At 29.1% G+C, this 17,870-nt stretch carries 17 protein-coding genes; 5 read left to right on the forward strand and 12 right to left on the reverse strand.

Annotated elements, in window-relative coordinates; translation table 11 throughout:
* Positions 1–2 precede the first annotated feature (2 nt).
* The 6 genes from CRV01_RS08470 to CRV01_RS08495 are packed head-to-tail and all read right to left on the reverse strand — an operon-like array spanning position 3 to position 6,871.
* Positions 3–656, reverse strand: coding sequence for a TylF/MycF/NovP-related O-methyltransferase (locus CRV01_RS08470; protein ID WP_129007774.1), 654 nt, complete (start codon positions 654–656; stop codon positions 3–5).
* A gap of 18 nt (positions 657–674) precedes the next feature.
* Entirely contained in the window at positions 675–2,096 is a 1,422-nt protein-coding gene (locus CRV01_RS08475; protein WP_129007775.1) for a cytidylyltransferase domain-containing protein, read from the reverse strand.
* Positions 2,097–3,986 carry an N-acetylneuraminate synthase family protein gene (locus tag CRV01_RS08480; protein ID WP_129007776.1) on the reverse strand — a complete coding sequence of 630 codons (1,890 nt, stop codon included), beginning with the start codon at positions 3,984–3,986 and terminating at the stop codon, positions 2,097–2,099.
* The gene (locus CRV01_RS08485; protein ID WP_129007777.1) at positions 3,983–5,341 is read right to left on the reverse strand and encodes a CBS domain-containing protein; all 1,359 of its coding nucleotides are present in this window, start codon (positions 5,339–5,341) and stop codon (positions 3,983–3,985) included. The genes CRV01_RS08480 and CRV01_RS08485 overlap by 4 nt, the downstream gene beginning before the upstream one ends.
* Positions 5,331–6,047 (reverse strand): sugar phosphate nucleotidyltransferase, encoded by a 717-nt coding sequence (locus CRV01_RS08490; RefSeq protein WP_129007778.1) that lies wholly within the window; start codon positions 6,045–6,047, stop codon positions 5,331–5,333. Before CRV01_RS08490 ends, CRV01_RS08485 begins: the two co-directional genes overlap by 11 nt.
* Complete coding sequence (locus CRV01_RS08495; protein WP_129007779.1) at positions 6,023–6,871, reverse strand: class I SAM-dependent methyltransferase; 849 nt, start codon at positions 6,869–6,871, stop codon at positions 6,023–6,025. Before CRV01_RS08495 ends, CRV01_RS08490 begins: the two co-directional genes overlap by 25 nt.
* Positions 6,872–7,030: 159 nt before the next feature.
* Here CRV01_RS08495 and recA point away from each other — a divergent pair, with 159 nt between their 5' ends.
* From recA to CRV01_RS08515, 4 genes are all read left to right on the forward strand, one after another.
* A complete protein-coding gene (gene recA / locus CRV01_RS08500) occupies positions 7,031–8,065 on the forward strand; it encodes a recombinase RecA (protein WP_129007780.1) in 1,035 nt (344 codons plus the stop codon).
* Between the two features lie 152 nt (positions 8,066–8,217).
* Positions 8,218–9,495, forward strand: a complete 1,278-nt coding sequence (gene eno / locus CRV01_RS08505) for a phosphopyruvate hydratase (protein ID WP_129007781.1) — start codon at positions 8,218–8,220, stop codon at positions 9,493–9,495.
* Between the two features lie 3 nt (positions 9,496–9,498).
* On the forward strand, positions 9,499–9,741 hold the full coding sequence (locus tag CRV01_RS08510; protein ID WP_129007782.1) for a septum formation initiator: 243 nt from the start codon (positions 9,499–9,501) through the stop codon (positions 9,739–9,741).
* The gene (locus tag CRV01_RS08515; RefSeq protein WP_129007783.1) at positions 9,738–10,442 is read left to right on the forward strand and encodes an AMIN domain-containing protein; all 705 of its coding nucleotides are present in this window, start codon (positions 9,738–9,740) and stop codon (positions 10,440–10,442) included. Before CRV01_RS08510 ends, CRV01_RS08515 begins: the two co-directional genes overlap by 4 nt.
* Before the next feature lie 11 nt (positions 10,443–10,453).
* On the opposite strand, the gene CRV01_RS08520 is transcribed toward CRV01_RS08515, so the two are convergent.
* The 6 genes from CRV01_RS08520 to CRV01_RS08545 form a co-directional block, all read right to left on the reverse strand.
* Positions 10,454–11,620, reverse strand: coding sequence for a cation:proton antiporter (locus CRV01_RS08520; RefSeq protein ID WP_129007784.1), 1,167 nt, complete (start codon positions 11,618–11,620; stop codon positions 10,454–10,456).
* Between the two features lie 11 nt (positions 11,621–11,631).
* Positions 11,632–12,483 carry a biotin synthase gene (locus tag CRV01_RS08525; RefSeq protein ID WP_129007785.1) on the reverse strand — a complete coding sequence of 284 codons (852 nt, stop codon included), beginning with the start codon at positions 12,481–12,483 and terminating at the stop codon, positions 11,632–11,634.
* Entirely contained in the window at positions 12,470–12,988 is a 519-nt protein-coding gene (locus CRV01_RS08530; protein ID WP_129007786.1) for a metallophosphoesterase, read from the reverse strand. Before CRV01_RS08530 ends, CRV01_RS08525 begins: the two co-directional genes overlap by 14 nt.
* Positions 12,989–15,358 (reverse strand): type I DNA topoisomerase, encoded by a 2,370-nt coding sequence (gene topA / locus CRV01_RS08535; RefSeq protein ID WP_129007787.1) that lies wholly within the window; start codon positions 15,356–15,358, stop codon positions 12,989–12,991. It lies immediately after the preceding gene.
* A 67-nt stretch (positions 15,359–15,425) separates the two neighbouring features.
* Positions 15,426–16,205 (reverse strand): UDP-N-acetylmuramate dehydrogenase, encoded by a 780-nt coding sequence (locus CRV01_RS08540; RefSeq protein WP_129007788.1) that lies wholly within the window; start codon positions 16,203–16,205, stop codon positions 15,426–15,428.
* Between the two features lie 17 nt (positions 16,206–16,222).
* Positions 16,223–17,086: a menaquinone biosynthesis family protein gene (locus CRV01_RS08545; protein ID WP_129007789.1), complete on the reverse strand. Its 864-nt coding sequence runs from the start codon at positions 17,084–17,086 to the stop codon at positions 16,223–16,225.
* Positions 17,087–17,260: 174 nt separating this feature from the next.
* Here CRV01_RS08545 and CRV01_RS08550 point away from each other — a divergent pair, with 174 nt between their 5' ends.
* Positions 17,261–17,854, forward strand: a complete 594-nt coding sequence (locus CRV01_RS08550; protein WP_129007790.1) for a flavodoxin family protein — start codon at positions 17,261–17,263, stop codon at positions 17,852–17,854.
* Positions 17,855–17,870: the final 16 nt, after the last annotated feature.

A 17,870-nucleotide genomic window follows, 5' to 3' on the forward strand; every position in this document is an offset into this window, starting at 1 on the left:
TTTTAATCTTTAATTATATAAGAAGGTCTATCATGAGAAATAGATAATTTTTTAATTTGAATATTTTTATCTTTAAAAAAATCATCAACTGCTTGAGTTTCACCAGGCCAAACACCATAATCATCTAAAATTACAATACCACCTTTTACAACTCGATCCCACATCTTTTCCAGTGTCACTTCAACAGGTTCATAAGTATCAGTATCTATATGAAGTAATGCTATTTTTAAATGAGGATTCTCTTCTACATATTTAGGTATAGTCTCTAAAATATCACCTTTTACTAATTCAAAATTTTTTAATCCTTTATTTCCTAATACATTAGCTAAACTATCTTTTGCAAGAGATTTACCAGCTGATGAAACAAACTCTTCTTTATATTTTTTATCTTTTTCAAAAGTTATAGAAGGAAATTCATCAAATATATCAAAACCTATTACCTTTCTTGAGTTTTCATTTTCTAACAAATTTCTAAAAGATAGCCATCTAATAAAAGATACTCCTTTAAATACACCTGTCTCTACTATATCTCCAGGTAAATCACTTATCTTTTTATACAATTCATAATGTGCTAATATTTTACCTATTCTTGTTAAATCACTTGTAAGATAAAATCCATTCTCATAATCCCAAGATTTATTGATATCAAAATCCATTTTTATTTCTCCTAATCCTTATTTTTTTATTGCACTACTAACTAACATCAATTCTTTTGACCATCTGAAAAATTTAATTTTTGATCTAATTGGAACAAAGTTTGAAATAAATGAACATATGTAATTTACAAAAGGATATTTCCAAACTATTGGTAATTGTCTAAATTTAATTACATTTACATCTTTAAATCCATTCATTTTTAATATATTTTCTAAACTTATTTTATTAAAAGGTGTTTTATGGGTATAATCATCGTAATATACTTTATAACAACTTTCCCAGTCAGGAACTAACGTAATTAAAAGTCCATTAGGTTTTAGAACTCTAAAAACCTCTTGCATATATATGTCAGGATCACTAAGATGTTCTAACAATGACTTAGAAAAAATAACATCAAAACTTTCATCTTTGTAAGGAAGCTTTTCTTTTTCAACATTACAAGTTTTAATTAAAATGTCTGGGTTAAATTTTTGAGCCTCTTTAGATAAATCTGTTCCTTCTACATAAATACCTTGTTCTTTAAATGATTTTAATATCTCTCCTCTTCCACAACCTATCTCTAGAAGAGAAGAATACTTATTCAAATTAAACTTTGAAAATAAATGTTTTGCAAGTTTTTGAGGATATGTAGTATATGGTCTATTCCCCTCGCTATAACAAACATCTAGATAATCTACTTTTTTTTCTTTATCTTTTTCCTGCACTTTTATACTTTCAATATTTTCACTGATTTTATAATTGTTCTTTCTTGAAAGGAAATCCAAATATTCAAACTCTTCTTTTGTATCAACTTCAGGAGTTACTTCTGTTACAAAAGGAAAGATATTTGTTCCATATACTTTTTTTGTATAAATTTGTTCAGGCTTCAAAATATCTACATAGCCATTTGGAATATATACACTTTCAAACTCTTGCCTCGGTTTATTTGTATCTTCAATTTCTAAATTATCTGATAATGTTGTATAAGATTCTCCCTTTATTCTAAACCACTTAAAAGGACTATCTGGAGAAAGATGAGAAGAACGTAAAGAATCAAAATCATCAAACCTTTCTAAAAAATCATTTATCGCTTTATCTACGATTATTGAATCTCGATAAGGAGTAGTAGGTCTTAATAAAACAACTAAATCAGGCTTATAGTTTTCATTATCTTTAAGCCATTGTAAACAATGAATTAGAAACTCATAATCTTTTGAACTATCACTTGCATATTCTTCTGGTCTTAAGAAAGGAACTTCGCATTTATATCTCTTTGCTACTTCTACTATTTCATCAGAATCAGTTGAAACTATTATTTTATTGATAACTTTTGATTCATTTGCTGTTAACAAAGAATAAGATAATAAAGGTTCACCATTTAAATCTTTGATATTCTTCTTAGGAACACCTTTACTTCCACCTCTAGCAGGTACAATACATAGTATTTTTTTAGCTTCCATTTAGATATGGTTCTCCATTCTTTCTAAACTTATCCAGAATCCTTCTCCATTATTTTTGTGTCCTTGCCAAACTTCTGGAATAAAAGAAGCATCAGGAGAGTATTCATTTATTATAGGATACATATTTTCAAAATCTACATTCCCTTCTCCAACTTGAATACCTTCCCCATCAACTCCTGTTCCATCAGAGATATGATAGTGTGCAGTGTATGGCGCTAGTTTTTTTGTATACTCTAAATGGTCCCAATTAAACTTGTTACAAGCTAAATGAGAATGTGAAACATCTTGACAAATTTGTAATTTAGTTTCATTACAAAAATCTATTATTTCATCTGCATCAATAAAAATATTTTGGTATCTTTGGCCACCAAAAAGCCAAGGAAAAGGAGCCATATTTTCAGGAAGTAGTTCTACTTGAGATAAATTAAGTTTTGAAATAGAATCTTTTAAATTTTTATAATAAAGTGGTCTTTCTGATATATCTAACTCTTCATCTTTTGTAAAGCCACCACAATGAACTACTATTTGAGGTATTTTAGTTTTAGGAAAATATCTTTTCATCTTTAATGTTTTATCAATTACTCGTTGAAGATTTTTAATAGAAAGAGCTCTATACTCTTCATTAGGAGTACATAAATCTAACAAATGGTCATCTTCAAAAAGTTCAGGGGCATGAACAATATATTCACAATCATACTCTTTTATTAAAAACTTTTCTAAATCTTCTTCTATATCTTTAAAACTCATATGAAACTCTACTGACTTAGGGTTTGTATTTTCAAGTAAAGAATTTAAATCATGAAATCTAACAGGTAAAGCCCATGTTCTATTAAAAGAATACTCTTTCTTTGCTCTTATAAGTCCTCCTAAATCTGATTTAAATAATGCTTTTCCTTCTTCTATATCTCTTATTGCTTTATAACCAATTATTTTATTTAAATATTGAGGACTAAGTCCTTGTCCTGGACTTTTAATTTCAAACATATCTTTTGTAAAAACTTCATCTTTTTTTATATCTACTTTTGCAAAAATACTTTTTGATAAGTTTTCTCTATTTATTAACTCACCTTGAGTTATTTCTCTATCTTTATTGCTTCCTAAAGATAACTCTACTTCTCTTATACCATCAACCAATGATTTAAATTCATTATATTCTAAACTTGCAGTATGATCAGGGCCTTCCATATCTCTATCAAGAGTAAAGTGTCTCTCAATTATTCTTGCTCCCATCGCAACTGATGCAATTGAAACTGCTGTTCCTCTTTCATGCCCTGAATAACCAATAGGTACATTATATTTTTGTAAATTTTCTAGATTTCTTAAATTTATATCTTTAAAAGGAGCAGGATAAGTTGAATTACAATGCAATAATGCAAAATCAGCTTTTAATCTAGTCAAAAACTCTACTGTTTCATCTATTTCTTGTTTTGTACTCATTCCTGTTGATAAAATTAAAGGTAAGTTTTTAGCTACTAAATATTCTAATAAATCAAAATTTGTTAAGTCTGCTGATGCAGTTTTAAAAGCAGGAACACCTATTTTTTCAATTGCATCTGCACTTTTCTTATCCCAAGGAGTACACATAAATATGAGTCCCTTGCTTCTTGAATACTCTGCTAATTTTTTATATTCATCAAAAGTTAATTCAAACTTTCTTAGTAATCCCATTGTGTACTGTGTAGATAAATCACTTTTTGTTACATCTAAAGCATCTTTTGAATATAATTCATTTAAATCTCTCATTTGAAATTTTACACAGTCAACACCTATTTCTGAAGCTTGATCAATTAGTTTTATTGCATTATCAAAAATTCCATTATGGTTCATTCCTATTTCTGCAATTACAAAAACTTTATCATTTTTTCCTATTTCTTTTCCTAAAATATTCATACTTTTTCCTTTGTAATCCAACTTCTTAATCCTATTTTATCAAAAGTAAAGGTCTCGATTTCATAACTTCTTTCTTTTAATTTATTTATTAAGTTTAACTTCTTATAAGTAGGCACATAAAAAAGAAAGAACCCTCCTCCTCCTGCACCTAATAATTTGCCACCTAATGCACCATTTTTTATGGCATACTCATAGATTTCATCTAAATTTGTATTTGAAATATTGTCTGAAAACTTTCTCTTTATTCTCCATGATTTATCTAGTAGTTCTCCAAAATTATCTAAATTACCTTTTAATAAATTTGTTTTCATTTCCTTTGCAATACTTTTTGCACTTGTTGCCAAATATTTTATATCTGCTTTCTTCATATTTTCTTTTTGTATATCATGAATATCTCCTGAATTATGAGAAATTCCTGTATAGCATAATATAAGAGCATCTTCCAGCTCATTTTCTATATTATTTGGTATTCTAAGTGGGTTAATTATATTATCATTGTTTTTAAACTCCATAAAATTAAACCCACCAAAAACTGTAGCATATTGGTCTTGCCAACCACCACTTAGACCAAGTTCAATCCTTTCCGCGTGAAAGGCTAACTCTGCTATTTCATAGTCAGTTAATTTATTTTCTCTAAAATTATTAAAAGCTCCAATAATTGCAGATAATAATACAGCAGAGCCTCCTAAACCTGATCCGGGAGGAACATCACTGTATATGTAAAGTTCAAATCCAAAATCTGGATTTAACAATTTAATAACAGCCTTTACCAAATCTAAATTATCATCATAAGTAATATCAGTTATTGAATTAAAATTAAGTTCTATTTTAAAATCATTAGAATTGATTTTTATTTTTGAATCTTCTCTTTTCTCTAAGATAGCATGGGCAAATTTATTTATTGTTGAATTTAAGACCACCCCATCGTCTTCATAAAAATAGTTTGTTAAATCAGTTCCACCTCCAGCAAAACTAATTCTTACTGGAGATTTTGCTTTTGATATAATTTTTTCTTTCTGATTCCAATCAATATTGTCTTTTGAAACAATACTGATTAATTTCATATCTTCTGAAAGTATAGGTATCTTCTTTATCTCAGAATCTAGTAGCTTTAGAATATTTTCTCTTGTTGCATTTTTTTCTGTTAGAAATACAAATTTATTATTTATACATTTTCGAATTGACTCATCAAGTGTTGTTTTATTGATTAAAGCTCTTCTTATATCTCCATCTGTTGCACACCCAACAATTTTGTCATCTTCAGTAACAAAAACTATTCCTGCTTTATTTGACTCAATTTTAATTAATGATTCTTTTATTGACTCATCATCTTTTACTACAAATTTATTTTCCAAGATTTTTAACCTTTATATATTCTTGCATTAAATAATAATCTTCTGGTATACCAATATCTATAAATATTCCATTATATTTAAAAGAACCTATATTATTATTTAAATTAAGATACTCTATAAAAGCATCTTCAAGAGCAAATTTCTCAGTTTTATTATCTATTAAAAAACTAAGTTTTTTTAAAAAATAGCATCCTGCATTTATATAAGAATTTGTAGTTTTTTGTTTTTCTTTGAAAGATATAACGCAATTATCTTTTATTTCTAGTGTTCCGTATCGAGAACAATCTTCTTGAAAAGAGGCTAAAATATTTATTTCTTTAGAACTTTCTAAAATAAACTTTTTAAAATCAACTTCTAAATATGTATCTCCATTTAAAATAAGAATTGATTCATCTTTAGATAAGTTTAACTCTTTAATTGCATTCTTAATACTTCCTCCCGTACCTAAAGCTTCTTTTTCAACAATTATATTTATATTGCTATGATCAGCATAATATTTTGATATAATTTCTGCTTTATAGTATGACAATAAATATATCTCTACATTATTTAAACTTTTTTCTATTTCATTTATTTGATAATCCAAGAAAGGTTTTCCATGAATCATAGCCATTGGTTTAGGTACATCTTTAACCACACTTCTTAATCTTGTACCATACCCTCCCACAAGAATAAATACTTTTACTTTATTATTGAAAATTGACATATTATAGTATCTGTTGCCCCAATAGAAGATAATTGTGCTTCATATGCATTTGTTAACTCAGTAGAATCTATAAAGCTTCCCCACTCTTTATCCCCGCCTGGTTTTCCATTACTTAACCAATATAAATGGTTTGACAAAGGATATCTTTGAATATATTTAATAAAATCTACATTTAAACCACATTGTTTTGCTAGTATTTTAAGAGTATGTTCTGTATAAAGAAATAAGTGGCAACTCCAATATGTAAATTCCGAAAAAGGCAAATTTTTATATATTGTCAATAATGCATCATTTGCATTAGGTACTTCAATAATTATTTTTCCATTTTCTTTTAGATGTTTTTTCATATCTATTAAAATTTCATGAGGATTTTTAAGGTGTTCTAGAACATGAAAAGAAGTAATGATATCAAACTCTCTTTTTGTATCTTTTATACTTTTATATAAGTCAATTTCTCTGTCATGATAATAAGGTATTACTGCTTTTTCTAGTTCAACTGCACATACATAATGTGCTATATTTTTAGCTAAGTTAACAAAACCTCCATTGCCACTACCAAAATCCATTAAAGTTTTATTTGATAATTCTTTTTTTAGAAAATTAAAACGCCTCTCATCATCTATAGCTGTTGTTCTTTGCCATTTAAAAAAATCTACTTTATCATGTATCCCAGACTCTTCATAAAAATCATTGTTAATATGATCAAACGAGTCTAAATAAACCAATCCACAATTGTCACATTCAACAATTTTTAAATCTTGATTGTCTCTGACTTTACCTTCTCTAAATTTATATTTATCTGAATCGCACAACATACATTTCATTTAATATCGCCTTAGTATAATATGTTATCATATTAACAAAAGTTTGATAAATATATCAAAAATATTATATTACAAATTGCAATATAATCTACTACTTTAAAAAAATTGTGCTAAAATTCCAACATAATTAAAAAAGACACCAATAATTTAGGAAATAAAATGGATGAAAATCAAAAAAAATCACTTGATTTAGCAATTAAACAAATAGACAAAACTTTTGGTAAAGGTACTCTTATTAGATTAGGAGATAAAGAAGTAATTCCAACTGAAGCTATTTCTACTGGTTCTTTAGGGCTAGATTTAGCTTTAGGTGTAGGAGGTCTTCCAAAAGGTAGAGTTATTGAGATTTACGGTCCTGAAAGTTCAGGTAAAACAACTCTTACTCTTCATGCAATAGCTGAGTGCCAAAAAGCAGGTGGAGTATGTGCATTTATCGATGCAGAGCATGCTTTAGATACTGTTTATGCAAGAAATCTTGGAGTTGATATTGATAATTTACTTGTTTCTCAACCTGATTATGGAGAACAAGCACTTGAAATTTTAGAAACAGTTATTAGATCAGGAGCTGTTGATTTAGTTATTGTTGACTCAGTTGCAGCACTTACTCCAAAAGTGGAGATTGATGGAGATATGGATGACCAACAAGTTGGTGTTCAAGCAAGACTTATGTCTAAGGCCTTAAGAAAAATCACTGGTCTTTTAAATAAAATGCAATGTACAGTAATTTTTATTAACCAAATTAGAATGAAAATTGGTATGACAGGTTACGGAAGTCCAGAAACTACAACTGGTGGAAACGCACTTAAATTCTACTCTTCAGTTAGACTAGATATTAGAAGAATTGCTACACTTAAACAAGCAGAGAACTCTATAGGAAATAGAGTAAAAGTTAAAGTTGTTAAAAATAAAGTTGCACCTCCATTTAAACAAGCAGAGTTTGATATTATGTTTGGAGAAGGTATTTCAAAAACTGGTGAACTTATTGATTATGGTGTAAAACTTGACATTGTTGATAAAGCAGGAGCTTGGTTCTCTTACGACAATACAAAAATTGGTCAAGGTAAAGAAAACTCAAAAGTATTCCTAAAAGATAACCCTGAAATTGCTAATGAAATTGAAGGTAAAATTCTTGCAGCAATGGGTGTAAATGATCAAATCATTCAAGGAGAAGTAGAAGAGTCTGAAGAAGACTAACTTCTATGTGTACTTCAAAAACTTTTGAAGTACATTCCCTACTCTACACAATCCCTCACAAAATACATTTTTTTATCATTTTTATTTATCAAAGCAACTCAAAATAAATTTTTTTGTATAATATTTAGATTTAATGAATTTAGGAGACCTAAATGGTATTTATTGATAATGTTTATGCGGATGAAGTTTTAGACTCAAGAGGTAATCCAACTGTAAGAGCAACAGTTGTATTAAGTGATGGTACTAAAGAGAGTGCTATCGTTCCAAGTGGAGCAAGTACAGGTAAAAGAGAAGCCTTAGAATTAAGAGATGGTGATGATAGATTTTTAGGAAAAGGCGTTCTTAAAGCTGTAGAAAATGTAAACACTGTTATTGCTGATGAATTACTGGGATTAAGCCCATATAATCAAGCTGAAGTTGATGCAACTATGAAAGATATTGATGGTACACACAACTACTCAAACCTTGGTGCTAATGCAGTTTTAGGTGTATCTATGGCAGTTGCAAGAGCGGCAGCAGCTTCTTTAAATACTCCTTTATATAGATACTTAGGTGGAGCAAATGCAATGACTATGCCTGTTCCAATGTTCAATATTATTAATGGTGGAGAGCATGCTAATAACTCTGTAGATTTCCAAGAGTATATGGTTATGCCAGTTGGGTTTGAAGACTTCAACGAAGGGTTAAGAGCAGTTGCAGAAATCTACCAACACTTAAAAAAAGTTATTGATAGTATGGGTGAATCAACAGCAGTTGGTGACGAAGGTGGTTTTGCACCAAACTTAAAATCAAACGAAGAACCTATTACAGTTATTATGGAAGCAATTGAAAAAGCTGGATATAAAGCTGGTGAACAAATTGCTATCGCACTAGATGTAGCAGCTTCAGAACTTATCAATGATGCAGGTAAATATGTATTAAAAGGTGAAAATAGAGAATTAACTTCTGAAGAGTTAGTAAACTACTATGCAGACCTTTGTGACAAGTATCCAATCGTATCTATCGAAGATGGTTTATCAGAAGATGATTGGGATGGATGGAAAATCTTAACTGAAAAAATTGGAAACAAAGTTCAATTAGTAGGTGATGATTTATTCGTTACGAATGCAAATATCTTAGCTGAAGGAATTCAAAAAGGAATTGGTAACGCAATTTTAATTAAACCAAATCAAATTGGAAGTGTTTCTGAAACTATGTTAACTATAAGATTAGCCCAAAGAAATAATTATAATTGTGTAATGTCTCATAGATCAGGTGAATCAGAAGATGCCTTTATTGCTGACTTTGCAGTTGCTTTAAATTGCGGTCAAATTAAAACTGGTTCAACAGCAAGAAGTGATAGAATCGCTAAATACAATAGATTATTAGAGATTGGTGCAGAAATTGGTTATGCTGAATACTTAGGGAAGCAACCTTTTTCTAAAAAATAATTCATGAGAGAAAACCTTCATGAGCTAAAAAAGTTTTCGTTAATAGCAATAGGTTCTATTGCTATTACGATGCTTCTTAGCTATCATGTTGCAAATATTCTTTTTGGAGATAACTCTTTAGAAGTTTATACTTCTTTAAAAAATAAAAAAGAGTATCTCCAAAGCGAAATTAAAAGATTACAGCTTGAAAATGCTCATTTGCAAAAAGAGTATTTTGAACTAAAAAATTTGGAGCCGGAAGAATGAAAACTTTATTTACACTGTTACTACTTTTACAAGTTAGTTTAATTGCTAGGGAAAATCCTTTTCAACCAACTACTGCTTATGAAGAAGAACAAGCAAGAATGATTGAACAAAATGAGATGGATGAAAATTATGCGATTGAATTCCAAGCGGAACAACATTATATAAATGAAGTATATGAGAAGATGAATAATCCTGCTGAAGAGAAAAAAGCAGAAAAAAAAGAGCCAAAGAAGCCAGCATTAACAAAAGAAGAAGTTAAAAAGTTAATTGAAAAAGCTAAAAAAGAGACAGAAGAAAAAGCAAAAGAAATTGTAAAGAAAGCTGTTGATGAAAAGCCAAAAGAGATTGAGCAAGTTGTATATGTTAAACCTAGACTTGATGTTACTTATGAAAAACAGATGCTTCCTTTTGTAAAAGTTGAATATGATAATGACAAAATTGATATTCACTCAGACTATAAAGTTTCTAAAAAACTAACACTTCCAGGGAAAAAGAAAATTATCTTAGATTATACTGCAAAAGAAAATTTCTATACTGTAAGAGAAAAACTAGAGTCAACTAACTTCTTAAAAGTAGCAGTAGGAAATCATAAAAAAGACGGTTATTTTAGAATTGTTGTTGAATTAGCGCAACTTCCAGAAAATTATGAAGTATCTTATAATGATGATAGAGTTACTATCGTTAGATTATACGAAAACTAAAAAACTTTAATTTATTTAGCCACTTTCGCAGGTGGCTTTATAAAATTAGATAAAACTCTAATAGCAACCATTACAATCAATACTTCCATAATAGCAGCTAAAATAAAGGCATAATAATAAAACTGTGTAATAGAATGATTATTATATGCAATTGTAGCAACCGCAATTAAAAGTGTAATAGGCATAGAGTGAGAAAGCCCTACCATATAAAATTTATTCCATCCCATTTCTTTAACAAATAGTAAAGATGCAACAAATCTAATACCTATCATTGCAATAGTGATTAAGAAGGCTTTTACTACCAAACCATCTTCAAATAAAGACTCTAATTCAAAAGATGAACCTACATAAATAAAGAAAATAGGAACAAGCCAACCAAAACCAAAGTGCTCTAACTTATGAGGAAGTTGTTTATTATGCTCTTCAAAGAATGTAGTAATAAAAGTTCCTGCAATAAATGCCCCAAAAGCAACTTTAAGATTTAATAACATCATCACTGCAATCATAAGAAAGAATATCCCCATAGATAGTCTAATATCTTGTTCTTGATGATCATTTTCTGGCATAAGTACTGCTTTAATTTCTGGGTACCACCAAATAAGATTATGGAAAAACTTATAAATAACAACCATAAAAATAAGAAAAAGAATAAACAAGGTCATTGTTCTATAAAAATCAAAATTTATTCCAAATTCTAAGGCAGCAGTAACAGTTGTAAGTGCAAAAATAGAAATAATTTCTCCAATTAGTCCTACTGTAATTGCTAACCTAATCCACTCTACATCCCCATACTCTTTTTTAAGTGCTGCTAATAGTCCAATGGAAATTAAAGGAAGAATTACAATAAAAATATATCCTATTTCAAGATAAATTGAACCTATTGCAGCAAGGGAAAAAAGTATAACATTATAAAAAATTGATTTTCGTAAGAGGTTCCCTGAGATATTTATAATCTTTTTTAAATCAACTTCAAGCCCAGCTAAAAACATCAAATAAAGGAATCCTAATTGAGCGACAAGCTTTAAAATAGAGTGTTCTACAATAAAAGCAAAATATGCAGCTAAAGCTCCAAGTATTATTTCAATAGTAATTGTTGGAAGCTTTACAACTTTTGATATTAAGGGAGAAGTAAAGATTATCAAAGAGATTGATATTATAATTAAGATTTCTTCACCCATTAAATACCTACTTAGTTTCTTTCTCTAATAACTTTAATACCTTGCTTTTCAAGCTCAGCTATATCATCAGCAGGTGTTCTTCCAGCAGTTGTTAAATAATCCCCGATAACAAAGGCATTTGCACCTTTTTCAAAGATTTTATATTGCTCATCACCAAACATTAGTTCTCTTCCACCTGCAACCATTATTTTCATTGCATTTGGCACCATCTTTCTAGCTAATTCAATTAATTCAAAAGCTTCTTCTCTTGTAACAGTATTTTCAACTAAAGGCAATGCTTCATTTGGATGAAAAAAGTTTAAAGGTACATTCATAGGTTCTAATGATGCAATAGATTCAAGCATAGAAACTCTTTGTTCTTGAGACTCACCTAAACCAAAAATACCACCACAAACAAGTCTAAGACCTACTTCTTTTACATTTTTACATGTTTGGTATCTCTCATCCCAAGTATGAGTTGTTACAATCTCTGGATAAAAGTCTCTTGCTGTTTCAAGATTATGATTATATGCATCAACTCCAGCTTCCTTTAAAGTCTGTAGTTGCTCAACTGAAGCTGTACCATTACATGCAATTAAAATAAGTCCTAAATTCTCTTTTTTTACTGCCCTTGCAGCTTCACAAACAAAAGCTAGTCTTTTATCATTTAAACCTTTTCCTGCTGTTACAAGACAGAAACCATTTGCATTATTAGCTCTTGCTCTTTTTGCTTCTTCAACAATTTGTTCAATTGCTTTTTTCTTATATCTTTGAATATCAGCTTTATACTTTACACTTTGCGTACAAAACTTGCAATCTTCATTACATGTACCACTTTCTATATTACAAATAGCACATAAAAAAATCTCTTTATTTTCGCTCATATTTTATCTCTTTTTCTAAAAAACTATTTTCATTTATATTTCTTGAGTAATACTTGATTATATACTCATTTTCATTAATTTCTAACATCACACACTCAATCAAAGGTTTCTCTCTAGCACAAACTTCCCCTGGATTTATAAATAAAGTTCCATTATTATACTGGCACTCAAATATATGTGTATGTCCAAAAATCACAACATCACTATCATTTGCATTTAAATAAAAAGGTAAATGCATCAACTTAAATTTTATATCTTTTATCTTAAAAAGATATGGCTCTTGTTTTATATTATATTTATTAACATAGGACAATAAAGAGGAATCATTATTTCCAAAAACTGATATATATTTAAGGTTAGAATTCTCTAAATGTTGTAAATTCTCTTCTATACACAAGTCCCCTGCATGCACAAGATATTCACACTTCTTTTCTTTTAAGTGCTCAATCACTTCTTGGGTATAGTCACTTCTATGGTGACTATCCGATAATATTCCTATTTTCATCTATTTAGTTGTTTTTTTAGTAGTTGCCGTTTTCTTAGTTGTTGTAGATTTTTTTCTAGTTGTTTTCTTTGCAGGTGCTTTTTTAGCTGTTGTCTTTTTTGCACCAATCTTTGATTTAGGATCTTTTTCTATTATTTCTAATACTTGCTCTAAAGTTAAGTCTTCAGCTTCAACACCCTTTGGAATTTTAAAGTTTTTTCTTCCCTTTTTAATATATGGACCATATCTTCCTATTAAAACTTGAACTTTTTCTTCTGGAAAATCTTTAATTAAAGCTTTTGCTTTTGCTTCAGATATTTCTTTTATAACCTCTTTTGCTCTATCTTCTTTTATAGTATAAGGGTCATCTTCTTTTAAAGAGTAGTATGTTGATTTAACTTGTAAATATGGACCAAATCTACCAATATTTGCTTTAATATCTTCACCTTCATCTGTTTGACCCACGACCCTTGGAAGAGTAAATAAAAATAGTGCTTCTTCAAGTGTAATAGTATCCATATTTAAATGATTAGGAATAGCTACAAACTTTGGCTTTTCTTCATCATCTTTTGTTCCAATTTGAACAAATGGACCATATCTTCCAACTCTTGCACTAATTGGCTTACCTGATTTTGGGTCTGTTCCTATTTCTCTAATTTGTAAATAGTCTTCTTTATTTACACTCTCTTCTTTTTCATCAATAGTCTTTTTAAAACCACCATAAAAATCATTCATTACTTGTTGCCAAGCAATTTTACCTTCTGCAATATCATCAAACTCTTCTTCAACTTTAGCAGTAAAACCTAAATCAACAATTTCAGGGAAATGGTCAACTAAAAAGCTATTTACGATTTCACCTGTAGCAGTTGGGGCTAGTTTTTTATCTTCTGTTTTTTCTACATATTCTCTTTGTTGAATAGTAGAAATAGTTGGTGCATAAGTAGAAGGTCTTCCAATTCCTTCACTCTCTAATTTTTTAACTAAAGAAGCTTCTGTATATCTTGCTGGTGGTTTAGTAAAATTTTGTTCTAAATCTAGTTTTTCTAAATCTAAAACTGTATCTTTTTTAATAGTTGGTAAAATCTTTTCACTACTATCTAAAGCGCTTTCTGGATTATCACTTCCTTCAGTATAAGCTTTCATAAATCCAGCAAAAACAATTCTTTGTCCCTTTGCTTGAAACTCTAATTCTTTATCTTTTCCAGCTTCTATTTTATATGTAGTATTTGCAATAACAGCTGGTGCCATTTGTGTTGCAAGTGTTCTTTTCCAAATTAAAGAGTAAAGTCTAAATTGAGCTGGCTCTACATATGCTTTAATGTCACTTGGTTTTAGCGCCATATTAACAGGTCTAATTGCTTCGTGAGCTTCTTGTGCACCTTTAGCTTTTGACTTATATGCTCTTGGTTTAGATAATGAATACTCTTTCCCATATTCAGTTTCAATTACTTCTTTAGCTGCGCTTGTAGCAACTTTTGAAAGGTTAAGTGAGTCTGTTCTCATATAAGTGATTAAACCACCTGTATGATTTGGAATATTTCCAACATTTCCTTCATATAATTGTTGAGCAATTACCATTGTTTGCTTAACTGAAAGCCCTATTTTTCTACTTGCTTCTTGTTGCAATGTTGAAGTAGTAAATGGAGCTGCTGGATTTCTTTTTGATTCTTTTTCTTCAATATCTACTAAAGTGAAGTTAGAAGCTAAAGCTGAAGCCTCAATCTCTTTTGCTTCTTCTTCATTTCTAATTTTTTTAGCTTTCCCATCAACTTTTGCTAATATTGCTTCAAGTTCTGGATTTGCGAAGTTTGACTTTATTTTCCAAAACTCTTCAGGCTCAAATGCTCTAATTTCATTCTCTCTATCAACAATAATTCTAACTGCAACTGATTGAACTCTACCTGCACTTAGACCATATCTTACTTTCTTCCAAAGTAAAGGAGAAAGTTCATAACCAACTGCTCTATCAAGAATTCTTCTTGCTTGTTGAGCATCTACTAGATGTTGATTTACTTCCCTTGGATTATTAATAGCTTCTAAAATAGCATCTTTTGTGATTTCATGAAAAACAATCCTTTTTAATGGATTTTTTTCTATTTTTAGTGCAGGAATTAAGTGCCATGCGATAGCTTCTCCCTCTCTATCTTCATCGGCTGCTAGGTAGATTGTAGTATCTTTTGTAATCTCTTTTTTTAAATCACTAATAACTTTTTTCTTATCAGTTGAAACCAGATACTTTGGTTCAAAATTATTTTCAGGATCAAATCCCAACTTTGACTTTGGAAGATCTCTAACATGCCCCATTGAAGCCATTACTTTGAAATCTTTTCCTAAAAACTTTGATATTGTTTTTGCTTTTGCGGGAGACTCTACTATTACTAAATTTTTCACCAAATCATACCTTACACTAATTTTAAGCTTTGAATTCTAACATAAAAAAATGAAAACTCTATTAAGCTTAATATATAATTATTTCTTCTTCTATTTCTATATTAAATTCATCTTTTATTCTCTGTTTTGCTAGGTTAATTAAAAAAATTGCATCCTCAAAACTACCCTTGCCATAATTAACTAAAAAGTTTGAATGCTTTTGGCTAAATCCCATTTCACCCTTTTTAAAACCTTTTAAACCAACTGCTTCAATTAATCTTCCTGCGAAATCACCTTTTGGGTTTTTAAAACAACTTCCCGCACTAGCAACTTGTGGTTGATTATCTCTCATTTGTTTAAAAAGTTCTGCTTGTTCTTTTGAAAATCCATATTCAATATTAAATACAACCTCATAAACTATTGTATCTATTTTAGTTTCTCTATAAGAATATTCAATATCATCTTTTTTAATATATCCATCTTTTGTTTTTATTGAATGAATATAATTAAAAATTTCCCATTGTTTAAGTCCTGCATTCATTTTAACTAAGCCACCAAGACTTCCTGGAAGTTTTCCTAAAAATTCTAAGTTTGCTAAGTCATTCTTTTTTGCATATGAAAGTAGCTTTCCAGATTTTGTAGCACAGCCTACATATAAAAGGTTATCTTCTTTTCTTATATAATCAAAGGCTTCACCTAAAACTGCAAAGTTTGGATGAGTATTTGAAATAAGAACATTATTTGCTCTTCCTAAAATAACATAATTACTATAATCACCAATCTCATTTATAACTAGAACTTGCGCTTTTGGTCCTATGTGAATAGAAGAGTACTTTGAAAAATCTATCTCTTTAGTATAATTATTCATTATTCACTTTTCACTATTCATTTAGAACGAAGTTCCTCATATTCACTTGGAATTAAAAAATCTTTTGCTTTTACTTGAGCTTCATAAAAACCATGCTTATATCCTAATTCATATAGCTTGTCTAAAGCTTCATATTGAATATCACTTAATTGAACTGAATTATCATTTGCATAAAGGTCTAAATAGTTATCTAAAGTATTGGCATCTACTCTAATAAGACCTTTTTCAAGTAACATAGGAGCTAAAACTTTTCTATTTTTATTTGCAACATCAACGGCTTTTATTAAAGTATTTTCATAATCAATTGCATTAGTTAAAGGAAGTGATCTTCTTAAACACATTCCTCCAAGAGGTAAAGGTAATCCTCCACCACTTAACTCTTCCCAAATATCCCACATCTCTTTTTCTACTTCAAGTTCTTTATCAAAAGTAAGAATTGATTCATGAATTAAAACACCAGCATCAACAGTTCCCTCTAATACTGCTTGCTCAATATCTAAAAAGTTCATATATGTGATTCTAGCTTCTGGATAAGCTATTTTAAAAAGTAATGCATTTGTTGTAAACTCACCACTAAGAGCTACTTTGAAGTTTCTTTTTAGCTTTACATCTTTTTTCTTTACTAACTTAGGACCATAGCCTTCACCAAAAGATACAGCAGTTTTTAAAAGTGCAAAATCTTCTTTAACAAAAGGATAAAGAGCAAAAGAGATAGCACAAATGTCATACTCACCTTTTAAAGTTGCTTGGTTTAATGTTTCAATATCCGCTGCAATATTAGTAAACTTTGCATCTTTAGGAGTAACCCATCCAAATTTAATCGCATAATACATAAAAATATCATCAGCATCAGGAGAGTGTGCAACACTTATTTCTTTCAAGACTATTCCTTCTTTATTTCATTTTCTATGGGGATTGTATCAAGTTATGGATTACTTTTTCATTTAATCAAAATTATTAGATTAAAGAAATTAACTTTTTTAAGTAATGATTTTGTCACTTAAAAGTTATATACTTTTGTTAATATCTATTTAGAATATAAAAAAGGTAAGGATATGATTGTAAAATTTATTGACTGTACCGAAACCTATCACTCTGATATGAATAAAATCATAGAGTTTTTATCTAATTACCTTAAATCAATGAAGATAAAAAATTACATACTAAAATTAAGTGAAATGAGAATTGTTAGATGTACACAATGTAGATGTTGTACACTAAAAAAAGGAAATTCTCCTGTTAAATGTGTTATTAAAGATGATATGAATAAAACAATAGATGAAATAGAAGAAGCAGATGCTTATATTATTTTAGCAGATAGAAATAACCTATTTTCAGAAAATAAAATTCATGAAAAATTTTCTGAACGCTTAGTTGCTTACTATTATTGGCCTTATAGCCAAACCAATTCAACACCAAGAAGAATAAGTCTTCAAAAAAAGTCTATTTTAATAAACTACAATACAACAAAATATTTTTTAAACCATAGTTTCTATACTGCAAAAAGATATATGGAACATGCTTCAACTTCTATTGGAGCAAAAGTTTTAGATTGGGAAGCTATAACTCCACAAAGCAATCTTATAAAAAGTTATAGCAGTAGATTGAAAAATATGGCTGATAATTTAATAGCTTCTTTTGAAAAATAAATCGTGGGTACTAATA

Origin of the sequence: Arcobacter sp. CECT 8983 (assembly GCF_004118855.1) — a bacterium.
GTDB lineage: Bacteria > Campylobacterota > Campylobacteria > Campylobacterales > Arcobacteraceae > Halarcobacter.